The organism is Streptomyces sp. NPDC102283 (assembly GCF_044766265.1).
GTDB lineage: Bacteria > Actinomycetota > Actinomycetes > Streptomycetales > Streptomycetaceae > Streptomyces.
In genome coordinates this window covers 256,340-277,771 of record NZ_JBIWLQ010000008.1, presented here as the reverse complement: position 1 = coordinate 277,771, position 21,432 = coordinate 256,340, and the positions used below count along the sequence as shown (strand labels likewise).

Below are 21,432 nucleotides of genomic sequence, written 5' to 3'. Positions count from 1 at the left end.
GACTCCGGGCGGCGCGGTCGCGTCCGAGGGTACCCCGGCCCGCTCCGCGACCGCCTCCGCCGGCCGGGCAGGCGCCCCGGGGACATGCCGCCGATCGGCCCAATCGGGCCCCCGCGCCGGCCCGGGGGCCAGCCTGTGCCGGGTGATGGCGCTCGCGTGGTGCGGCGCCCGGACCCCGGAAGGGGAGGGTGGATGCCCCAGGCACACGAGATCGAGGTCGCCGTCTTCGACGTCCTCGGCACGATGGTCGACCAGCCGGGCGGACTGCGGGCCGCGATCCGCGCCGCGGTACCCGCCTTTGACGAGACGTCGGCCGACCGGCTGCTCGCCGTGTGGGAGGAGCACGTCGAGCGCGAGCAGCAGCGCATCGAGGACGGCGAACGGCCCTACGCGGACTCCGCCGCCCTCGACCGCGAGGCGGCGGCACGGGTGGCCGAACGCGCCGGGCTCACCGACCCCGCCGCCGTCCGGCGCCTGGCCACGGCGAGTCAGCGCCTCGACCCCTGGGAGGACTCCCGCGCCGGACTCGCCGGCCTGGCGCGGCTGTTCCCCGTCATCGGCCTCACCCATGCCAGCCGCGCGACCCTGCTCCGCCTCAACGCCCATACCGGCCTGCGGTGGCACCAGGCGCTCTCCGCCGAGGACGCCCGGGCCTTCAAGCCCGCGAAGGAGGTCTACCAGCTCGCCCTCGACACCGCGGGCTGCCCTCCGGAACGCATGGTGATGATCGCCGCCCACGCCTGGGACCTCCGGGGAGCCCAGGCGGTGGGCATGCGCACGGCCTACGTCCACCGGCCGGGCGGCGACCCCCCGAAGGAGACCGACACCTTCGACTGGCGGGCGGACGGCCTGGAGGAACTGGCCGCCGTGCTGGCCCCGGCCGCGTAGAGGGGGCGAACGGAAGTGCGCGGCTGTCCCGCGGGCCGCCCACGATGATGCCGATGCCCGGACGGGGACGGCGGTCCGGGAACCTCAAATCCAGCTCTGAACGTCTCCCTGGTCGGGTTCATCGCCGCCTGACGGGGCCATGACCCCTGAACAGAACGAGGTGAGCAGCGGGGGGACGGGGAAACGCCATGGAACTGGGCATCGGCATCGGCTGGCGGCCGGAGATCGCGGACGAGGTGGAGGCGCTGGCGGGGATCGACTGGGTCGAGGCCGTCGCGGAGAACCTCTGCGACGGCCATCTCCCGGACTCCCTCCTGCGGCTCCGGGAGCGCGGCGTGCGAGTGGTGCCGCACGGGGTGGCGCTCGGTCTCGGCGGCGCCGACCGCCCGGACCTCGTGCGCCTCGCCTCCCTCGCGGCGCGCGCCGAGCTGCTGGGGACACCGCTGGTGACCGAACACATCGCGTTCGTACGCGCCGGAGGGCCGCTGACCGCATCGCCGAGGCTGGAGGCGGGGCACCTGCTGCCCGTGCCGCGCACCTGGGACGCGCTGGACGTGCTGTGCGAGAACGTGCGGATCGCGCAGGACTCGCTGCCCGTGCCGCTCGCCCTGGAGAACATCGCGGCGCTGATCACCTGGCCGGACGAGGAGCTGACCGAGGGGCAGTTCCTGGCGGAGCTGGTCGAGCGGACCGGGGTGCGGCTGCTGATCGACGTGGCCAACCTCCACACCAACCACGTCAACCTCGGCCAGGACCCGGCGAAGGCGCTGGACGAGCTGCCGGTGGAGGCCATCGCGTACGTCCATGTGGCGGGCGGCGTCGAGCGCAACGGCGTCTGGCACGACACGCACGCCCACCCGGTGACCGCTCCGGTCCTTCAGGTGCTGGCCGAGCTGCGCTCCCGGGTCGACCCGCCGGGCGTGCTGCTGGAGCGCGACGACGCCTTCCCGCCGGCCGCGGAGCTGGCGGGCGAACTGGACGCGATCCGCGCGACGCTGCGGCGGGCGGCTCCCCCGGCGGAGCCGCGTCCCACGACCCGTCCCGCGCCCCGGGGCGCGACCGGCGACGGCGACGGCGACGGTGACCGTGTGCCCGCCGCCCCCGCGCCGGCCGGAACCCGCGACCGTACCGCCGTCGCGCAGACCGCGCTGCTCTCCGCGCTGGTGGCGGGAACCCCGGCTCCCGAGGGCTTCGACCACCGCCGGCTGCGGGTGCAGAGCCGGGCGCTGGCGGCCAAGCGCGCGGACGTCGTCGCCAAGGTCGCACCTGAGCTGCCGGAGATCCTCGGCGACGGCTACCGCGCCGCGTTCCTCGCGTACGCCGGGGGCCGCCCGCTGTCCGGCGGGTACCGGCGCGACGCCCTGGACTTCGCCGAGCACGTGCTCATCGCGGGCGGTCCCGCCGATCCGGCGGCGCGGCGCCGCCTGACGTACTGGTGGCAGGACCGGTCGGGCGCCCGGCCCCCGCGTCGTGGCACCCGCCTGGTCCGGGCGGCCCGTACCGCCCTCGTGGGGAAGTGAACGCCGTGAACGTGCTCGCGCTGCTGGTGACCCTCGCGGTCGTCGTCGCCTCGGTCCTGCTCATCGTCAAGGCGGTGGCCGTCCGGTCCCACCGCCCGTCGGCCCACGCCGGGCTCACGCTCCACCACCTGTACGAGGCGGCGTTCCTCAACGGCGGTCCGGCCAGGGTGGCGGACACCGCGCTGACCTCCCTCCAGTCGAACGGCCGGATCCTCATCGGCGGCCCCGGCATCGTCCGGGTGCAGTGGGCGGAAGCCAACGACGCGGTGGAGCACGCGGTACTCCAGGAGTTGTCCGCGGCACCCAGCGGCGCCCTGCACCTGGTGCGGGAAGCGGTGATGCGGCACCCGGCGGTCCAGGAGATCGGCGACGGGCTCGCCGCGCGCGGTCTGCTGGTGCCGCCCCAGCGGACCCGCCCGGTGCGGCAGTGGGCGCTGGTCCACAGCTCGGTGTGCCTGGGCGGCCTGCCGCTGGGTGTGGTGCTCACGTTCGTCCAGTACGCCGTGCACGACGGTTCCACGGGCTACCCCGTACCGTTCATCGTCACGATGCTGCCCGCGGTCCTGATCGGCGGCTTCAGCGGGCTCGTGGTCGCCGCCTCGCTCCGTTCCCGGATCACCCGGGCCGGCCACGACGCCGCCGGCTGCTTCCGGACCGCGTACGCCTCCGTGACGACCCCGGCCCATGTGGTGGCCACGGTGGGGCTGCGCGGTCTGGCGGACCCCGGGCTCCGGGCGCAACTGGCCACGGCCGCACGGATGTCCGCTCCACGCCGGCGGCTCGCCACGGCGGGGGCGGCCGGGACCGGGGCGGCGGACGCCGCCGTCCTGACGACCGTCTGGTGCGCCGCCTCCACTCCCGGCGGCTCCAGTTGCGGAGGGTCCAGCGGAGGCGGCTCCGGTTCGAGCTGTGGGGGCGGCTCCGGATGTTCCTCGGGGTCCGGCTGCGGGGGCAGCGGCGGATCGAGCTGCGGCGGGGGCGGCTCGGGAGGTTCCAGTTGCGGCGGCAGCTCGGGCGGATCGAGCTGCGGCGGGGGCGGCGGTTCCTGAACCGGGCCCCGTACCGGCGAGGCTGACCGCCCATCGGGGTCACGATCACGGACATGCTCGGACGGTGCTGGACATCATGTCCCGCCCGCCCGACCATCCCTCTCCGCATCCGCAGAGAGGCACCGCGCGTGAGAACTGCTGCGCTGTACACATCGATCGGCTCCCTGGTGCTGTCCGCCCTGGCCGCCGCTCCCGCCGGAGCCTGGGAGGGCCGGGGCCCCGCCGAGGCCCGGGGCACCGCGATCGCCGCCGCCCGCGCCACGGCCGCCGGGATCGATTTCGTCTCCTGCCCGGAGAAGGAGATGCTCCCGGACTCCCTGAAGTGCGGCACGGTGAAGGTGCCCCTGGACTACGCCGAACCGGACGGAAGGCAGCTCGAACTGACCGTCAGCCGCACCGGGGCCACCGGCCCGGCGGAGAACCGGCAGGGCGCACTCGTCTACAACCCGGGCGGTCCCGGCGCGTCCAGCATCACCTTCCCGATGGCCGGGGAGCTGCCGGAGTGGAAGGAGATCGCCGGGGCGTACGACCTGGTCGGCTACGCCCCGCGCGGGGTGAACGGCTCCTCCGCCCCGCTGACCTGCCAGGACCCGGCGGCGTACACGAAGGGCCCGACCGACGCGCCGACGCATCCGACGCGGGAGTACAAGGAGCGGCGCGTCGCCCGTGCGAAGGCGTACGCACAGGGCTGCGCCGAGCACGCGGGCGAGACGTTGCGGCACTACACGTCGCTCAACAACGCCCGTGACCTGGACGTCCTGCGGGCCGCGCTCGGCGAGGAACGGCTGACGTTCATGGGGGCGTCCTACGGGACGTACTTCGGCGCGCTGTACGCGACGCTGTTCCCCTCCCACGTACGGCGGATGGTCTTCGACTCGGTGGTCGACCCGGACCCGGAGCAGATCTGGTACCGCTCCAACATGGGCCAGTCGCTGGCCTTCGAGGCGCGCTGGGAGGACTTCCGCCGCTGGGTGGCCAAGCACGACGACGTGTACCACCTGGGAACCACTCCGGAAGCGGTGCAGACGCACTACGACGAGGTGCGCGCCGCGCTGGCCGAGAAGCCCGCGGGCGGGAAGGTCGGGCCGGGGCAGCTGCACTCGGCGTTCCTGGGGGCCGGTTACTACGACGACTACTGGGCGATGCGGGCGACGGCGCTCTCCGAGTACGTCCGGGGCAACCCGGAACCGCTGGTCGCGCAGGCCTCCCCGCGTGCGGTTGCGGCCGCGGACAACGAGAACGCCCAGGCGGTGTACACGGCCGTCGAGTGCAACGACGCGCCCTGGCCCGAGGACTTCGAGGTGTGGGACCGCGACCACACGGACCTGGCGCGCGTCGCGCCGTTCGAGACCTGGGACAACGCCTTCGCGAACCTGCCGTGCGCCTTCTGGCCCGCGCCGAGGCAGCGGCCGCTGGAGGTCGGGACGCGGTGGGGCGAGCTGCCGCCGGTGCTGATCCTCGCGGCGGAGCGGGATGCGGCGACCCCGTACCAGGGGGCGCTGGAGCTGAGGAAGCGGCTGCCCGGGTCGTCGCTGGTGACCGAGCGGGACGCCGGGACGCACGGCATCGGCGGGGCCGGGAACACCTGCGTCGACGATCATCTGCGGCGGTATCTGCTGACCGGTGAGGTGCCGGGGCGGGGTGCGGACTGCGCCGCGCACCCGGAGCCGAACCCGGTGTCGCTGGACTGATCGTCCGGCTGTCGGCGGGGCGGTACGGAGCGGGGGCCGCCGCACCATCTCGGTGCGACGGCCCCCGAAGCCGAACCCGGTGTCGCTGGAAGGCCGGGCGGCACGATCGGTGCCTCGTGCCCGCCCTTCTGATCTTCCGGGTTGGGGTGGTGCGGGACTCGCTGGTTATGCGAGCCCGGCCACCAGGTCGGTGACGCTCTTCCTGCGGCCCGTGTAGAACGGGACCTCCTCGCGCACGTGGAGACGTGCCTCGGAGGCGCGCAGGTGACGCATCAGGTCGACGATGCGGTACAGCTCGTCCGCCTCGAAGGCCAGGACCCACTCGTAGTCGCCCAGCGAGAACGAGGCGACGGTGTTGGCGCGGACGTCCGGGTAGCCCCGGGCCATCTTGCCGTGGTCCGCGAGCATGCGGCGGCGGTCCTCGTCGGGCAGCAGGTACCAGTCGTAGGACCGGACGAAGGGGTAGACGCTGATGTAGTCGCGCGGCGTCTCGTCGGCGAGGAACGCCGGGACGTGGGACTTGTTGAACTCGGCCGGGCGGTGCAGCGCCATGTTCGACCAGACCGGGTCGAGGGCGCGGCCGAGCTGGGTGCGCCGGAAGAGGTTGTACGCCTCCTGGAGCTCGTCCGAGGTCTCGGCGTGCCACCAGATCATGAGGTCGGCGTCGGCCCGCAGCCCGGACACGTCGTAGGTGCCGCGGACGGTGATGTCCTTGGCCGCGAGCTGGTCGAACAGCTCCTGGACCTCGTCGGCGTATCCCGCGCGGTCCAGCGGGAGCACGTCGCGCAGTTTGAAGACCGACCACAGGGTGTAGCGGATGACCTCGTTGAGGTCCTTGGCCTTCTTGCCGGCGTTCGGACTCTTGCTTGATGTCACAGTCTCAGGAGCACTCATACGGCTATTGTCCCGCCTCGCTCCCCGTGCCCCGAACCAGGGTCGACGTGGCGATGATCTCTCCCGTGATCTCCCGCGCGATCTCGTCGGCCGCCCGGCGCGCGCTCGCGATGCAGGCGGGGATGCCGACCCCGTCGTAGACCGCGCCGCAGACCCGCAGCGCGGGGAGACCCGCGACCGCGTCGCGGATGCGGGCGACCCGGGCGAGGTGGCCGACGGGATACTGCGGCAGGCCGCCGATCCAGCGGGTGACCTCGGTGTCCACGGGCCGGGCGGTGAGCCCGGTGGCCGCGGCGAGGTCGCGCAGGGAGACGGCGACGAGCTCCTCGTCCTCGCGGTGCAGATGGTCCTCCTCGCCGTACCGGCCGACGGAGGTGCGGAGCACGAACAGGTCGGGGGCGCTGTCCGCGACCCACTGCCATTTGTTGCTGGAGAACGTGGACGCCTTGATCGTGTGCCCGTCGACCGGCGGTACGAGGAAGCCGGAGCGGCCGCGCAGGGCCTCGTAGCGCTCGATGTCGGCCCGCCGGAAGGCGAGGGTGACCAGGGCCATCGAGGCGTACTCGACGCCGGACAGCTCGGCGGACGCGGCCGGGGACTCGGCGGCCAGCAGGGTGGCGGCGGACCAGGCGGGGGTGGCCAGGACGATGCCGTCGGCGGCGATCGTCCGGGTGTCGGTGCGGACGGCCCAGCCCGTTTCCGTACGGGTCAGGCCCAGGACGGGGGTCTCGGTGCGGATCTCGCCGCCACCGGCCCGTACGGCGTCGGCGACGGCGGCCGGGAGGGTGCCGATGCCGCCCTCGATGCCCTGGAAGACGGGTCCGGTCTGCTGCCGGGCCGCGGCCCGTTCCTGGATGCGGCGTACGCCTTCCAGCAGCGGCCCCCCCTCCTTCACCGCCTCGAAGAGCTGGGGGACGGCGGCGCGCATCGAGATCCGGTAGGCGTCGCCGGCGTAGACACCGCCGAGGAGGGGCTCCACCAGCCGGTCCACGACCTCGCGGCCGAGCCGGTCGGCGACGTACGCGCCGACCGCGACGTCGTCGCCGACGGGGGTCGGGGTGAGGTCGCGCTCCTCGGCGATCCGGGCCAGGCCCTCGGGTGACAGCACCTCGCCGAGCACCGCCGGGTCGCCGGGGACGCCCATGACGTGCCCCTTGGGCATGGGGCGCAGCGCGTCGCGCGTCCAGAGCGAGGCGGTGGCGGTGGCGGGCGGCTGGAGGCGGTCGGCGAGGCCCACCTCGCGGGCCAGGGCGACCGCCTCGGGGCGCCGGGCGAGCATCGACTCGGCCCCCAGGTCGACCTGGACGCCCGCGACCTCGCCGGTCATGAGCTTCCCGCCGAGCCGGTCCGTCGCCTCCAGGAGGGTGACCCGCAGTCCGGTGGCGACCAGGTGGTGGGCGGCCGCCAGGCCGGCGATGCCGCCGCCGATGACGACGACGTGGCCCGGGGGCGTTTCCGCACGCTGTTGAGAACGCTGCATGGGACCACTCTCTCAAACCCGTTCCGCGTCCTGACCGTGACCACTTCGAAACCGCCCACCGGCAACCGGTCCCGGAGCGGGCACGTCGAACCGGCACCATCAACCACCGTCCTGGGGGGACCAGTCATGGAATGGGACAGCAGAACCGATCGATCCTTCGCCCGAGGGCGAGCCGCGCTCGCCGCCGGGGTGCTCGGCCTCCTGCTCGCCGTCGGCGGCTGCGGGGCGTCGGGCGACGCGTCGGACGGCGCGAAGGCGGCGGACAGCAAGTACGCGCCGCCCGGGGAGCAGGAGGGAGCCGTCGCGGACGCGGACGGGGCCGCGTCGTCGGCCGAGAAGCGGGCGGACGGGAAACCGTCCGGGGCGAAGGCGGCGCCGAAGCCGGGAGCGGCGGCCACCCACGTCATCCGTACGGCCACACTCTCCGTCGAGGTGAAGAGCGTGCCGAAGGCGGCCGCCGCCGCGCGCGGCGCGGCCGAGGGCGCGGGGGGCATCGTCGCGACGGAGGAGACCGAGCGGCTCGACGACACGTACGAGATCTCGCACCTGGTCCTGCGGGTGCCGCAGGACCGGTTCCAGGAGGTGCTGCGGGAGCTGTCCGGTTCGGGGAAGCTGCTGTCGCGCGCCTCGAACGCGAAGGACGTCACCGACCAGGTGGTCGACGTGGACAGCCGGATCGCCACGCAGCGCGCGAGCGTGGAGCGGGTGCGGGAGCTGATGGACCGGGCGGAGAAGATCAGCGACGTGGTCGCCCTGGAGGGCGAGCTGAGCAGCCGTCAGTCGGACCTGGAGTCGCTGCTCGCCCAGCAGTCGAGCCTGAAGGACCGCACCTCGCTGGCGACGATCACCCTGGACCTGACGCCGCCGGACGCCCCGGACGACGACGGGCGGGAGGAGGGCACCGGGTTCCTGGACGCGCTGGGCGGCGGCTGGGACGCGTTCGTGACGATGCTGCGGTGGATCGCGGTGGCGTTCGGGGCCGCGTTCCCGTTCCTGCTCACCGCCGCTCTGGCGCTGGTGGGCTGGCGGGTGCTGCGGGCCCGGCGGGCGGCCCGCAGGGCCCCGGCGGCGCCCCGGACTGAGGCGGAGGGCACTTCGGCCCCCTGACCGCCGTAGCGTGGGGCTCCGACTCGGCGACGCGCCGAGCAGGCGCATCGGCGAAAGGGGACCCGGCATGGCAGCGGAGCGACTGGTGGTCATCGGCGGTGACGCGGCGGGCATGTCCGCGGCGTCACAGGCCCGCAGGCTGAAGGCGGCGGACGCGCTGGAGATCGTCGCCTTCGAGCGCGGCCACTTCGCGTCGTACTCCGCGTGCGGCATCCCGTACTGGGTGAGCGGCGACGTCGCGGCGCGCGACGACCTGATCGCCCGCACCCCCGAGGAGCACCGGGAGCGGGACATCGATCTGCAGATGCGGACCGAGGTGACGGAACTCGACGTGCCCGGGCGGCGGGTGAAGGCGCTGGACCGGGAGAGCGGGAAGACGTACTGGACGGGCTACGACAAGCTGGTGATCGCCACCGGGGCCCGTCCGGTGCGCCCGGCGCTGCCCGGGATGGACGCGCCCGGGGTGCACGGGGTGCAGACCCTGGACGACGGGCAGGCGCTGCTGGACTCGCTGGACGCCCTGGGCGCGCAGGAGAGCCGGCGGGCGGTCGTGGTGGGCGCGGGGTACATCGGCGTCGAGATGGCCGAGGCGATGCTCAAGCGGGGCTTCGAGGTGACCGTCCTCAACCGGGGCGAGCAGCCGATGGCGACGCTCGACCCGGACATGGGGCGGCTCGTCCACGACGCGATGGACGGGCTCGGGATCACCACGGTCAACGGGGCGGCCGTCACCAGGATCCTGACCGGTCCGGACGGCCGGGTGAGCGAGGTGGCGACGGACGCGGGGACGTATCCGGCGGACGTGGTGGTCCTCGGCATCGGTGTGGAGCCGGAGACGGAGCTGGCGCGCGGGGCCGGGCTGCCGGTGGGCCCGCACGGCGGGCTGCTGACGGACCTGTCGATGCGGGTGGTGGGCCACGAGAACATCTGGGCGGGCGGCGACTGCGTGGAGGTCCTGGACCTGGTGGCGGGCCGGACCCGGCACATCGCGCTGGGCACGCACGCCAACAAGCACGGCCAGGTGATCGGTTCCAACGTCGGGGGCGGCTACGGCACGTTCCCGGGCGTGGTCGGTACGGCGGTGAGCAAGGTCTGCGACCTGGAGATCGCCCGGACCGGGCTGCGGGAGAAGGACGCCCGCGCGGTCGGGCTGCGCTACGTCACGGCGACCATCGAGTCGACGGGGCGGGCGGGCTACTACCCGGGGGCGAAGCCGATGACGGTGAAGATGATCGCGGAGCTGCGTACGGGCCGGCTGCTCGGGGTGCAGATCGTCGGCCGGGACGGGGCGGCGAAGCGGGTGGACGTGGCGGCGGTGGCGCTGACGGCCGGGATGACGGTGGAGCGGATGACGGCGCTCGACCTGGGGTACGCCCCGCCCTTCTCGCCGGTCTGGGACCCGGTGCTGGTGGCCGCCCGCAAGACGGTGACGGCGGTGCGGGGAGCGGGGAGCTGAGAGCCCCGGGGGCCGGTTCTTTCGTCCGGCCCCCGTACGACCGGTCGTTCAGCGCGCGGTCTGCTCGTGGACGTGGCCCACGAGGCGGGTGAGCGCGTCCGGGTCCATGTTCGGCATGACGCCGTGGCCCAGGTTGAAGATGTGGCCCTCCAGACCGGCGGCGGCGTCCAGCACCTCGCGGGTCTTCGCCTCGACGGCCGGGGTCGGCGCGAACAGCACCGCCGGGTCGAGGTTGCCCTGGAGCGCCTTGCCGGGGCCGACGCGGCGGGCGGCCTCGTCCAGCGGGACCCGCCAGTCGACGCCGACGACGTCCGCGCCGGCCTCGCCCATCAGGCCCAGCAGCTCGCCGGTGCCGACGCCGAAGTGGATGCGGGGGACGCCGTAGGGGGCGACGGCGTCGAAGACCTTCGCGGAGGCGGGCAGCACCGCGCGGCGGTAGTCGGCGGGGGCCAGCGCGCCGACCCAGGAGTCGAAGAGCTGGACGGCGGAGGCGCCGGCCTCGATCTGCACCTTGAGGAAGGCGCCGGTGATCTCGGCGAGCCGGTCGACGAGGTCGGCCCACAGCTGCGGGTCGCCGTACATCATGGCCTTGGTGCGCTCGTGGTTGCGTGAGGGGCCGCCCTCGACGAGATAGCTGGCCAGCGTGAAGGGGGCCCCGGCGAAGCCGATGAGCGGGGTGGCGCCCAGCTCGGCGGTGAGCATCCCGATGGCCTCGGTGACGTACGGGACGTCCTCGGGGGTGAGGTCGCGCAGCCGGGCCAGGTCGGCGCGGGTGCGGATCGGCTCGGCGATGACGGGGCCGACGCCGGGCTTGATGTCGAGGTCGATGCCGATGGCCTTCAGGGGCACGACGATGTCGCTGAAGTAGATCGCGGCGTCGACCTTGTGGCGGCGTACGGGCTGCAGGGTGATCTCGGCGACCAGCTCCGGCATCATGCAGGAGTCGAGCATCGCGATGCCCTCGCGGACCTTCAGGTACTCGGGCAGCGAGCGCCCCGCCTGGCGCATGAACCAGACCGGCGTGTGGGGGACGGGTTCGCGGCGGCAGGCTCGCAGGAACGCCGAGTCGTGGGTGGCGTGGCGGACCGCGTCGAGGCTGGCGGAGGTCGTCGTCTGCTGGCCCGAAGGGCTGTCGTTGGCACTCACGCACAGAATCTTCGCACGCGCGCCGAAGGAGCCGGGCCCCGCACGGGTGTCTCTCCCTGCGCGGGGCCCGGCTTCCGCCTACTCTTCCCCGCATGGCTCCGGCTCAGGGACAATTTTCCGATCATTCCGACGGCGTGGAAAGCGAGGACCGCGCGGAGGGACCTTCCGTGCCGCCCGCGTTCCTGGCGGCGGTCGACGCGCTGCGCTCCGCGCGGCTCCGCCCGGAGCTGGAGGTGGAGGTGACCAGGCCGCCCCAGCGCCTCGCTCCGCACGCGCACGCCATGGAGGCGGCGGTGGTGGACGGCGAGGACGACCTCGCGGACGGCAGGCTGGTCCTGCTGCACGATCCGGCGGGGCACGACGCCTGGCAGGGCGCGTTCCGACTGGTGACGCTGGTCCGGGCGGAGCTGGAGCCGGAGATGGCGGCGGACCCGCTGCTCCCGGAGGTGTGCTGGTCCTGGCTGACGGGCGCGCTGGACGCGCGGGGCCTGTCGTACGGAGAGGCCGGCGGGACGGTGACGCGCGCCGGATCGCACTACTTCGGTGCGCTGTCCACGCGCCGCCCGGTGACGCAGATCGAGATCCGGGCCTCATGGACGCCGAGGGAGTCGCGCGGCGGCGTGCCGGACACGGCGGCGCACCTGATGGCCTGGGGCGACCTGCTGTGCCAGATCGCGGGACTGCCGCCGTCGGATCCGGCGGACGCGGCGGTGGTGACGTTGCCGCAACGGCGCGGGCCACAGGTTTCGTAACACTCCGTCACCCGTTTCGCACAAGCACCGGCTCTCTTTTCGTACAATCGATCGCGCGTCCTATTTGCCCGAATTGTTACTCATCAAATCGCGATCTTCCCCTAAAGGAGGACGGGTCCGCTGCCGAAGAGGTCAATGACCCTTCAAGCACGGTTCGCCCCCGGCTTCACCCCCCGAGCCGGCCCGTCCCGCCACTCCCCCAGGAGGCCTGGTGTCCGTTCTCCTTGAGCAGCCCGCAAGCCTGGTCGCCTACCGCCCGAACAAGCCGACGGCCATGGTCGTCGTGGCCGACCCGCGCGTCCGTTCCACCGTCACCCGCCATCTGTGGGCCCTCGGAGTACGTGACGTCATCGAAGCGTCGTCCATCGCGGAGGCACGCCCCCGCGTCGGCAACCCGCGCGACATCTGCATTGCCGACGTCCACCTGCCCGACGGTTCCGGGCTGACCCTGCTGTCCGAGACCCGTGCCGCAGGCTGGCCCAACGGTCTCGCCCTCTCCGCCGCCGACGACATCGGCGCCGTTCGCAACGCCCTCGCGGGCGGCGTGAAGGGCTACGTCGTCACCGGCACCCGAACCAACATCGGCCACCCCACCCGCCCCGGCGTCGCCCCCATCGGCGCCAACGCGGCCCGTATGCACCGCAGGCCTCCCGGCTCCCCGAGCCACCCGGGCGGCTACCGCGAACTGTCCGGACGTGAGGTGGAGGTGCTCCGCCTGGTCGCCGAAGGCCAGTCCAACAAGGCCATCGGCGTCTCGATGGGCCTCTCCGCCCTGACCGTCAAGTCCCACCTCGCCCGCATCGCCCGCAAGCTCGGCACCGGAGACCGTGCCGGAATGGTCGCGGTCGCCCTGCGGACGGGCATCATCCACTGACCGCACCCCGCCGGGACGTGCACCGATGTGCCTCCGGCTGGAATACGCGCATGGCCGCCCGTCGACGGAACGTTCCGTCGACGGGCTCCGTGCATACACAGATACCCTTGACACGTGACCGACGCCCAAGAGACCGCAGCAGACACTTCACTGCGAACCACCGGGGGCGCTCCCCCGGACGACGTCGCCCCGGCGCCGATCCCCTTGCTCGAACCGCGCGAGGGCATTCCCCCGGTGGTGACGTCCGACGACGCCCTCGCCGGGGTGATCGCGGCCTTCGCCGCGGGCACCGGCCCGGTGGCCGTCGACGCCGAGCGCGCCTCGGGGTACCGCTACGGCCAGCGCGCCTATCTCGTACAGCTGCGCCGCGAGGGCGCGGGCAGCGCCCTGGTCGACCCGGTCGGCTGCCCCGACCTCGCCGGACTCGGCTCCGCGCTATCGGGCACGGAGTGGATCCTGCACGCGGCGACCCAGGACCTGCCCTGCCTGCGGGACATAGGCATGACCCCCACCTCCCTGTTCGACACCGAGCTGGCCGGGCGGCTCGCGGGCTTCCCGCGCGTCGGCCTCGGCGCGATGGTGGAGAACGTCCTCGGATACGCCCTGGAGAAGGGCCACTCCGCGGTCGACTGGTCCACCCGCCCCCTGCCCGAGCCCTGGCTGCGCTACGCCGCGCTCGACGTGGAGCTCCTGATCGACCTGCGCGACGAGCTGGAGGAGGAGTTGGAGCGGCAGGGCAAGCTGGAGTGGGCCCGGGAGGAGTTCGACGCCATCGCCTCCGCGCCGCCCGCGCCGCCCCGCAAGGACCCCTGGCGCCGCACGTCGGGCATGCACAAGGTGCGCCGCCGCCGTCAGATGGCCGTCGTCCGGGAGCTGTGGACCGCCCGCGACCAGGTCGCCCAGCGCCGCGACGTCTCCCCGGGCAAGGTGCTCGGCGACGCCGCGATCATCGAGGCCGCGCTCGCGCTGCCGGTCGACGTACAGGCCCTGACCGCGCTGCCGGGATTCGGCCACCGCATGGGACGCCGTCAGCTGGAGCAGTGGCAGGCGGCCGTGGAGCGGGCCAAGGCGCTGCCCGAGACGGCGCTGCCGCAGCCGGGTCAGCAGCCTGCCGGACCGCCGCCCCCGCGCTCCTGGGCCGACAAGGACCCGGCCGCCGCCGCCCGGCTCTCGGCCGCCCGCACCGCCGTCTCCGAGCTGGCCGAGCGCCTCCACATGCCCCAGGAGAACCTGATCACCCCGGACACCGTGCGCCGGGTCTGCTGGGAGCCGCCGAAGAACCCGACCCCGGGCGCCGTGGAGGACACCCTCGCCGGGTACGGGGCGCGGAACTGGCAGATCCAGCAGGTCGCCCCGCTCCTGGTGCGGGCGCTGGACGCCTCCTGATCCCGTGACGCTGCGGACACCCTCGGTCACCGACCGAGGGTTTTCCGCTTCCCGGACCCCGCCCGCGGACCGAACCGATGGTCGAAATCGCGCCAGGTTCAGGGGCCCTTGCCTCCACGGCGCGGCGGCTTCGGCCCCCCTGCCGGGCGCCGGGGCGGTGTGACCTTCGACGCTCCGGCCGCGAGGGGTGGGCAGTCTGGTTACCCGCAAGTAGTATGAGGGCAGGCGGTGCGCCCCCGTGGCGTGCCCCGCAGCAGTGCCATCCCGCACCCTGGAGGAGAGCCACCGTGCCTCGTACCATCCGGGACGTCGTCTTCGTCGACGGCGTCCGCACCCCGTTCGGCAAAGCGGGCCCCAAGGGCATCTACCACGAGACCCGCGCCGACGACCTCGTCGTGAAGGCCATCCGGGAGCTGCTGCGCCGCAACCCGGACCTGGACCCCAAGAAGATCGACGAGGTCGCCATCGCCGCGACCACGCAGATCGGGGACCAGGGCCTCACGCTGGGCCGTACCGCCGGAATCCTGGCCGGTCTGCCGCAGTCCGTCCCGGGCTACTCGATCGACCGCATGTGCGCGGGCGCGCTGACCGCCGTCACCTCGACGGCCGGTTCCATCGCCTTCGGCGCGTACGACGTCGTCGTGGCCGGTGGCGTCGAGCACATGGGCCGCCACCCGATGGGCGAGGGCGTCGACCCGAACCCGCGCTTCGTGTCGGAGAAGCTGGTCGACGAGTCCGCCCTGTTCATGGGCATGACCGCGGAGAACCTGCACGACCGCTACCCCACGATCACCAAGGACCGCGCCGACGCGTACGCGGTGCGTTCGCAGGAGAAGGCCGCCAAGGCGTACGCCAACGGCAGGATCCAGCAGGACCTGGTGCCGGTCTCGGTGCGCCGCACCAACGCCGAGGCGGGCGAGACGGGCTGGGGCCTGGTCACCGCCGACGAGCCGATGCGCCCGGGCACGACCATGGAGTCGCTGGCCGGTCTGAAGACCCCCTTCCGCGCCCACGGCCGCGTGACGGCCGGTAACGCCGCAGGGCTCAACGACGGCGCGACCGCCTCCCTGCTCGCCGCCGAGGACGTCGCCCGCGAGATGGGCCTCCCGGTGAGGATGCGCCTCGTCTCCTACGCCTTCGCGGGCGTCGAGCCGGAGGTCATGGGCTACGGCCCGATCCCGGCGACCGAGAAGGCGCTGGCCCAGGCCGGTCTCTCGATCGAGGACATCGGTCTCTTCGAGATCAACGAGGCGTTCGCCGTGCAGGTGCTCGCCTTCCTGGAGCACTACGGCATCGCCGACGACGACGCCCGCGTCAACCAGTACGGCGGCGCGATCGCCTACGGTCACCCGCTGGCCTCCTCCGGTGTCCGGCTCATGACGCAGCTGGCCCGGCAGTTCGAGGAGCAGCCCGAGGTCCGCTACGGCCTGACGACCATGTGCGTCGGCTTCGGCATGGGCGCCACGGTCGTCTGGGAGAACCCGCACTTCAACGCTGACGGAGGCAACAAGTGAGCTCCACCACTGAGCTTCTGAAGGGTGCGGCCGAGCTGTTCCCCGGCGAGGTCGTCACCCAGGCACACGTACGCCACCTGGACCTTCCGGCCGGCGCGGGCAACTTCGCGCTCATCACGCTGGACAACGGCCTGGACCACACCAAGCCGACCACCTTCGGACCGCAGTCGCTGGCGAACCTGAACGCCGCGATCGACCAGGTCGAGAAGGAGGCGTCCGAGGGCACCATCACGGGCGTCGGCATCACCGGCAAGCCGTTCATCTTCGCGGTCGGCGCCGACCTCAAGGGCGTCGAGCTGCTCGGCCGCCACGAGGACGCGCTGGCCATCGGCAAGGGCGGCCACGACGTCTTCCGCCGCCTGGCCGGCCTCGCGGTCCCCACCTTCGCGTACTACAACGGCGCGGCCATGGGCGGCGGTGTCGAGGTCGGTCTGCACTGCACCTACCGCACCGTCTCCACCGCCATCCCGGCGTTCTCGCTGCCCGAGGTCTTCCTCGGCCTGGTCCCCGGCTGGGGCGGCTGCGCGCTGCTCCCGAACCTGATCGGCGCGGACCGCGCGGTCTCGGTGATCATCGAGAACTCGCTCAACCAGAACCGCCAGCTCAAGGGCAAGCAGGTCTTCGAGCTCGGGATCGCCGACGCGATCTTCGAGGGCGCGGACTTCCTGGAGCAGTCGCTGATCTGGACCGCGGCCGTCCTCAAGGGCGAGCTCGCGGTCGAGCGGCCCGCGATCGACCGCGGCGAGGGCTGGGACGCGGCCGTCGCCCGCGGCCGGGCCATCGCCGACTCCAAGGTGCACGGTGCGGCCCCGGCCGCGTACCGCGCGCTGGACATCATCGCGGCGGCGAAGGACGGCGACCTGTCCGCCGCCTTCGACGCCGAGGACCAGGCGCTGGCGGACCTGATCATGGGCGGCGAGCTGCGCAGCGGCATCTACGCCTTCAACCTGGTCCAGAAGCGCGCCAAGCGCCCGGCCGGCGCCCCGGACAAGAACCTGGCCCGCCCGGTCACCAAGGTCGGCGTCGTGGGCGCGGGTCTGATGGCCTCGCAGCTGGCGCTGCTGTTCCTGCGCCGCCTGGAGGTCCCGGTCGTCCTCACGGACATCGACCAGGCGCGCGTCGACAAGGGTGTGGGCTACGTCCACGCCGAGATCGAGAAGCTGCTCGGCAAGGGCCGTATCAACCAGGACAAGGCCAACCGCCTCAAGGGCCTGGTCTCCGGCGTCCTCGACAAGGCCGAGGGCTTCGCGGACGCGGACTTCATCATCGAGGCCGTCTTCGAGGAGATCGGCGTCAAGCAGCAGGTGTTCGCGGAGGTCGAGGCGGTCGCCCCGGCGCACGCGATCCTCGCCACCAACACCTCCTCGCTGTCGGTGACCGAGATGGCGTCGAAGCTGAAGAACCCGGAGCGGGTCGTCGGCTTCCACTTCTTCAACCCGGTCGCGATCCTCCCGCTGCTGGAGATCGTCCGCGGCGAGCGGACGGACGACGCCTCGCTGGCCACCGCGTTCGGTGTGGCCCGCAAGCTGAAGAAGACCGCGGTCCTGGTGAAGGACGCCCCGGCGTTCGTCGTCAACCGCATCCTCACCCGCTTCATGGGCGAGATCCAGAACGTCATCGACGAGGGCACCCCGGTCGAGGTCGCGGAGAAGGCCGTCGAGCCGCTCGGCCTGCCGATGTCCCCGCTGGTGCTCCTGGAGCTGGTCGGCCCGGCCATCGGCCTGCACGTCTCCGAGACCCTGAACCGCGCCTTCCCGGAGCGCTTCACGGTCTCGCAGAACCTCGCGGCGGTCGTGAAGGCCGGCAAGCGCGGCTTCTACGTCTACGACTCCGGTGCGCCGGTCCTCGATCCCGAGGTCGCGGCCCTCCTCAAGCAGGGCGACACCGTCCTCACCGAGGAGCAGACCCGTGACCGCGTGCTCGACGCGGTGGCGCAGGAGATCGGCCTGATGCTGGACGAGGGCGTCGTCGCCGAGGCCCAGGACATCGACCTGTGCCTGATCACCGGCGCGGGCTGGCCCTTCCACCTGGGCGGCATCACGCCGTACCTGGACCGTGAGGGCGTCTCCCAGCGGGTGAACGGCAAGCCGTTCCTCGCGCGGGGCGTGGCGAGCGTGCCGGCGTAACGCTCACGACGGACGGAACGCGAAGGGTACGACTCGGCGACGGGCCGTACCCTTCGTGCCTGCCCGGCCGGTCCCGCTGGAGTGATGACAGAATGACCTGATCCCATCCCCGAGCAGCCCCGGAAGTGGACGGTCGCCGTCCATGGGCAGGACGGCGTTCACGCACGGCATGACGGACACCAGGAATCACCTCGGCCGCAGAGCGGTCCTCCTCGCGGGCGGTGGCGCGGCGATCGCCGCGACGGGCGGCGTGCTGAGCTGGGTGAGCGGGCGGCGCGAGGACCGCGTACCGCCACCGGCGACGGTCGGTCTGTTCGCCGTGGAGGAGGCCGTGGCGCTGCTGCCGCCCAGTCCGTTGCGCACCGTCAGCGGGCCCCAGTCGTTCGCCTTCGACGCCGCGGGCGACCGGGTGTACGCACTACAGGTGATGGCGGACGGGCTCCGGCTCCCCGACGAGGAGGAGCCCGTCTCCGGTCGCGACCGGAAGATGGCGGGCGATATGTGCGTATCGGTGCTGTCCCTCTCGGGGAGTGCCGCCGGGCACATGTACCTACGGGGGTTCGGCCATGGGGTCTCGATGGGCGTGGAGTCCTCCGGCGAGGGCGTGGCTCTGTGGGTGGAGTCCGATGTGGACGAGCGGACCGGTTACGGCCGCGCCGTCGCCCGGGTCCCCTTCCGTGACGGGGCCGTCCTGGACAGTTCGTCGCCCGCCGTGCGGCACCACCGGCCGCTGCCGGGCAGCCGGCAGCTCCATCCCGCGTTCGACCCGGTGGACGACCGGGTCCTGGTGAGTCACTGGGTCGGCGAGGCGCACCACTACGCGGTCTACCGGACGGACGACTTCCTCGACGGGCGGTACGAACCCCTGCACACCGTCGCGGACGGCGCCCTGCGTGACGGCGAGTGGGTCCAGGGGTGCGCGCTGCACGGGAATCACATCTACCAGCTGACCGGCAAGGGCTACACGGACGAAGCCGGCGCCAACCCCCCGTCGGGCGGGGGCGACACCTTCGTGTCGGCGCTCGATGTGCGCACCGGTGAGGTCGCGGGCCGCCGCAAGGTGACCGTGGCGCCCGAGCTGGAATACCGCGAGCCCGAGGGGATAGCGGTGCGGGCCGCGCCGGAGCCCCAGCTCTGTGTGGGCTTCTCCGTCAAGACACCGGAGCGTCGGCGTCTGGCCGTCTACGCGTGCCCGGCTCCGGGCACCGCGGCCTGAGCCGACGCCACCGCCATCACATGTGGCGCAAATCCCGCAATTCGATCACGTGACAGCCAACCGTTCATAACTGTTCGGTATCCAGACGACAATTGTTCTACTTTTAACCCTTGAAAGTTCTCTGTTGAGTCCGAGCAGTGTCTAAAGTTTGATCGGATGCTTCACAAGTTCCTTACACACCGTCCGCGTCGGAGTCTCATCGCGGCGCGGCCCCCACTGTGACGTGCGGCAGTCCCTGTTTCTGGCCGGCACCGTAGCCAGCGCCGCACAAGATCATTCGAGGGAGGGGTCGGCAGCCCATGGGCAAGCAAAAACGTCAGGCCGTGCTGGGGGTCCTGATCGCAGCTGCTCTGGTGCTGAGCTTCGTGACCATGATGGCCGCGGTCGTGATGGTGTCGCTGCCCGTCTTCGCCGCCGCGGCGGCCGTCAGCTATCTGGCCGACCTGCTCCTGCACACCGCCGAGTCCTCCACCCTGGACCGGCTGCGCGACTCGCGGTTCGGACTCACCATCCGCTTCCTGATCCGCCAGTTCCTGCTGCTCGCGCTCTGCGGCGCCATCATCGACCTCGACTCGTTCGTCATCCAGATGACGGCGGTGGGCCTGCTGCTGCTCTTCACCCTGCAGCTCGTCTACGGGGCGATGATCAAGCGGGTCAAGTCCGAACGCGCGGCGCTGCCCTTCACCACCCGCGGGCTGGACCTCGAAGCCCTGGGCATCCGCCGCCTGCCGCATCCGTTCCTGACGAGCAAGCACGTCCGCAAGATGCTGCACCTGGACGTCCCACTGGTGGCCGGTGCGATCGGCACCGTCGCCACGGACGACTGGAAGTACGTGACCTTCGGCGGGATCGCCACGGTCTGGCTCGCCTTCCTGGCCGTGCTCGTCCTGCTGCCCGGCGCCCGGAACGCGCTGATCCTGCCCACCCACGACGAGGCCCTCGACGAGCTGAACTGGCAGCTCGGGCAGTACCGGCCGCAGGTCGCCCTGTACTTCACCTTCGCCGCCGTCTCCCGGGACTTCATGTACCAGGTGAACATGTGGCTGGAGTCGCTGGAGGAGCTGGACCTGCGTCCCATCATCGTGCTGCGCGAGCGGGCCACCCTGCGCTTCCTGGACGCCACCTCCGTACCGGTCATCTGCGTCCCCAAGGCCGAGTACCTGGCCCGTGTCGAGATGCCCGAGCTCCGCGTCACGCTCTACCCCGGCAACGCCGGAAAGAACGTGCACATGCTTCAGCGGCACGAGGTCAAGCACGTCTTCATCGGTCACGGCGACAGCGACAAGCTGGCCAGCAGCAACCGGGTCAGCAAGGTCTTCGACGAGATCTGGGTGGCCGGACGCGCCGGACGCGACCGCTACGAGCGCATCAAGCACGCGGTGACCGCCCACCAGATCGTGGAGGTCGGCCGACCGCAGCTGATGCCGCTGCGCCGCTGGACGGGTTCGGTCGACAACGAGATACCCACCGTCATCTACGCCCCCACCTGGGAAGGCTGGACGGACGACGCCTGCTACACCTCCGTCATCCCGGCCGGCGAGCAGCTCATACGCACCCTGCTCTCCTACAAGGAGCAGCTGCGGATCATCTACAAGCCGCACCCGCTGACCGGCACCCGCTCCCCCGCGGCCGCGGCCGCGCACCGGCGCATCATCGCACTCCTCCAGGAGGACAACACCCGCCGGTTCGGGCGCAAGATCCTCGACTCGAAGACCGCGGCCCGCCGACTGGCCCGGATCGACAGACGCCTCGCCGCGCTCCAGGAGCGGGGGGTCCGTTCGAAGTACCCGGACCTGACCGAGGCGGAGCGGACCACCCGCATCCGCAAGTTCCGCCATCAGGCCGGCGCGCTGTACTGGGACTCGCTGCCCGTCGACGCGCACCATGTCGTGACCGACAAGGTGCCCACGCTGTACGACTGCTTCAACCACTCCGACCTGCTCATCGGGGACATGTCGAGCGTGGTCTCGGACTTCGTGGCGACCCGTAAGCCGTACGCCATCTTCAATCTCGAAGGACTCCCCGACGCGGAGTTCCGCAACGAGCAGCGCACCGCGTACGCCTCGTACCTCCTGGACGCCGAGTGCAACGGCCTGGAGACGGCGCTCACCGCCATGCTCTCCGTGGACCAGGACGTGATGGCCCCGTACCGCGAACAGCTCAAGGAATATCTGCTGGGTCCGGACAATCCGCCGTCGACCATCCGCTTCGCCGAGGCCGCGAACACGCTGTACCGGTCCGGGATCCGGGACTTCCCCGTCGAGCACCCGGACCAGCCCGGCTTCCCCGGTCAGCAGCCGCGTCAGCCGGCCTGAGCGCGTACGGCCGCCACG

Annotated in this window: 16 protein-coding genes; 13 read left to right on the top strand and 3 right to left on the bottom strand. The window is 72.4% G+C overall.

Annotation, left to right across the window (positions count from 1 at the left end; translation table 11 throughout):
* Positions 1 to 192 precede the first annotated feature (192 nt).
* The 4 genes from ACIRJT_RS18460 (at position 193) to ACIRJT_RS18445 (ending at position 5,148) form a co-directional block, all read left to right on the top strand.
* Entirely contained in the window at positions 193 to 888 is a 696-nt protein-coding gene (locus tag ACIRJT_RS18460; RefSeq protein ID WP_403910424.1) for a haloacid dehalogenase type II, read from the top strand.
* Between the two features lie 188 nt (positions 889 to 1,076).
* Positions 1,077 to 2,408 (top strand): DUF692 family multinuclear iron-containing protein, encoded by a 1,332-nt coding sequence (locus ACIRJT_RS18455; RefSeq protein ID WP_403910422.1) that lies wholly within the window; start codon positions 1,077 to 1,079, stop codon positions 2,406 to 2,408.
* A 5-nt stretch (positions 2,409 to 2,413) separates the two neighbouring features.
* Positions 2,414 to 3,457: a TIGR04222 domain-containing membrane protein gene (locus ACIRJT_RS18450; protein ID WP_403910420.1), complete on the top strand. Its 1,044-nt coding sequence runs from the start codon at positions 2,414 to 2,416 to the stop codon at positions 3,455 to 3,457.
* A gap of 128 nt (positions 3,458 to 3,585) precedes the next feature.
* Positions 3,586 to 5,148 carry an alpha/beta hydrolase gene (locus ACIRJT_RS18445; protein ID WP_403910418.1) on the top strand — a complete coding sequence of 521 codons (1,563 nt, stop codon included), beginning with the start codon at positions 3,586 to 3,588 and terminating at the stop codon, positions 5,146 to 5,148.
* Positions 5,149 to 5,313: 165 nt separating this feature from the next.
* On the opposite strand, the gene hemQ is transcribed toward ACIRJT_RS18445, so the two are convergent.
* Entirely contained in the window at positions 5,314 to 6,042 is a 729-nt protein-coding gene (gene hemQ, locus ACIRJT_RS18440; RefSeq protein ID WP_403910416.1) for a hydrogen peroxide-dependent heme synthase, read from the bottom strand.
* Between the two features lie 4 nt (positions 6,043 to 6,046).
* Positions 6,047 to 7,522 carry a protoporphyrinogen oxidase gene (hemG, locus tag ACIRJT_RS18435; RefSeq protein ID WP_403910414.1) on the bottom strand — a complete coding sequence of 492 codons (1,476 nt, stop codon included), beginning with the start codon at positions 7,520 to 7,522 and terminating at the stop codon, positions 6,047 to 6,049.
* Between the two features lie 126 nt (positions 7,523 to 7,648).
* Between hemG and ACIRJT_RS18430 the strand changes: the two genes are divergently transcribed.
* Positions 7,649 to 8,629 (top strand): DUF4349 domain-containing protein, encoded by a 981-nt coding sequence (locus tag ACIRJT_RS18430; RefSeq protein ID WP_403910413.1) that lies wholly within the window; start codon positions 7,649 to 7,651, stop codon positions 8,627 to 8,629.
* 67 nt (positions 8,630 to 8,696) lie between these two features.
* On the top strand, positions 8,697 to 10,085 hold the full coding sequence (locus tag ACIRJT_RS18425) for an FAD-dependent oxidoreductase (protein ID WP_403910411.1): 1,389 nt from the start codon (positions 8,697 to 8,699) through the stop codon (positions 10,083 to 10,085).
* A 48-nt stretch (positions 10,086 to 10,133) separates the two neighbouring features.
* On the opposite strand, the gene hemE is transcribed toward ACIRJT_RS18425, so the two are convergent.
* Positions 10,134 to 11,231 carry a uroporphyrinogen decarboxylase gene (hemE, locus tag ACIRJT_RS18420; RefSeq protein WP_215103140.1) on the bottom strand — a complete coding sequence of 366 codons (1,098 nt, stop codon included), beginning with the start codon at positions 11,229 to 11,231 and terminating at the stop codon, positions 10,134 to 10,136.
* Positions 11,232 to 11,323: 92 nt separating this feature from the next.
* Here hemE and ACIRJT_RS18415 point away from each other — a divergent pair, with 92 nt between their 5' ends.
* The 7 genes from ACIRJT_RS18415 to ACIRJT_RS18385 all read left to right on the top strand — a co-directional run bounded on the left by ACIRJT_RS18415 (position 11,324) and on the right by ACIRJT_RS18385 (position 21,414).
* Positions 11,324 to 11,983: a DUF3000 domain-containing protein gene (locus ACIRJT_RS18415; RefSeq protein WP_403910409.1), complete on the top strand. Its 660-nt coding sequence runs from the start codon at positions 11,324 to 11,326 to the stop codon at positions 11,981 to 11,983.
* A 211-nt stretch (positions 11,984 to 12,194) separates the two neighbouring features.
* Positions 12,195 to 12,857 (top strand): response regulator transcription factor, encoded by a 663-nt coding sequence (locus tag ACIRJT_RS18410; protein ID WP_003965521.1) that lies wholly within the window; start codon positions 12,195 to 12,197, stop codon positions 12,855 to 12,857.
* A gap of 114 nt (positions 12,858 to 12,971) precedes the next feature.
* On the top strand, positions 12,972 to 14,243 hold the full coding sequence (locus ACIRJT_RS18405) for an HRDC domain-containing protein (protein ID WP_403910407.1): 1,272 nt from the start codon (positions 12,972 to 12,974) through the stop codon (positions 14,241 to 14,243).
* Positions 14,244 to 14,530: 287 nt separating this feature from the next.
* Entirely contained in the window at positions 14,531 to 15,757 is a 1,227-nt protein-coding gene (locus ACIRJT_RS18400) for a thiolase family protein (protein ID WP_403910405.1), read from the top strand.
* On the top strand, positions 15,754 to 17,883 hold the full coding sequence (locus tag ACIRJT_RS18395; protein ID WP_403910403.1) for a 3-hydroxyacyl-CoA dehydrogenase NAD-binding domain-containing protein: 2,130 nt from the start codon (positions 15,754 to 15,756) through the stop codon (positions 17,881 to 17,883). The genes ACIRJT_RS18400 and ACIRJT_RS18395 overlap by 4 nt, the downstream gene beginning before the upstream one ends.
* 142 nt (positions 17,884 to 18,025) lie before the next feature.
* A complete protein-coding gene (locus tag ACIRJT_RS18390) occupies positions 18,026 to 19,099 on the top strand; it encodes a signaling protein (RefSeq protein WP_403910401.1) in 1,074 nt (357 codons plus the stop codon).
* A gap of 299 nt (positions 19,100 to 19,398) precedes the next feature.
* A complete protein-coding gene (locus ACIRJT_RS18385; RefSeq protein WP_403910399.1) occupies positions 19,399 to 21,414 on the top strand; it encodes a hypothetical protein in 2,016 nt (671 codons plus the stop codon).
* Positions 21,415 to 21,432 lie beyond the last annotated feature (18 nt).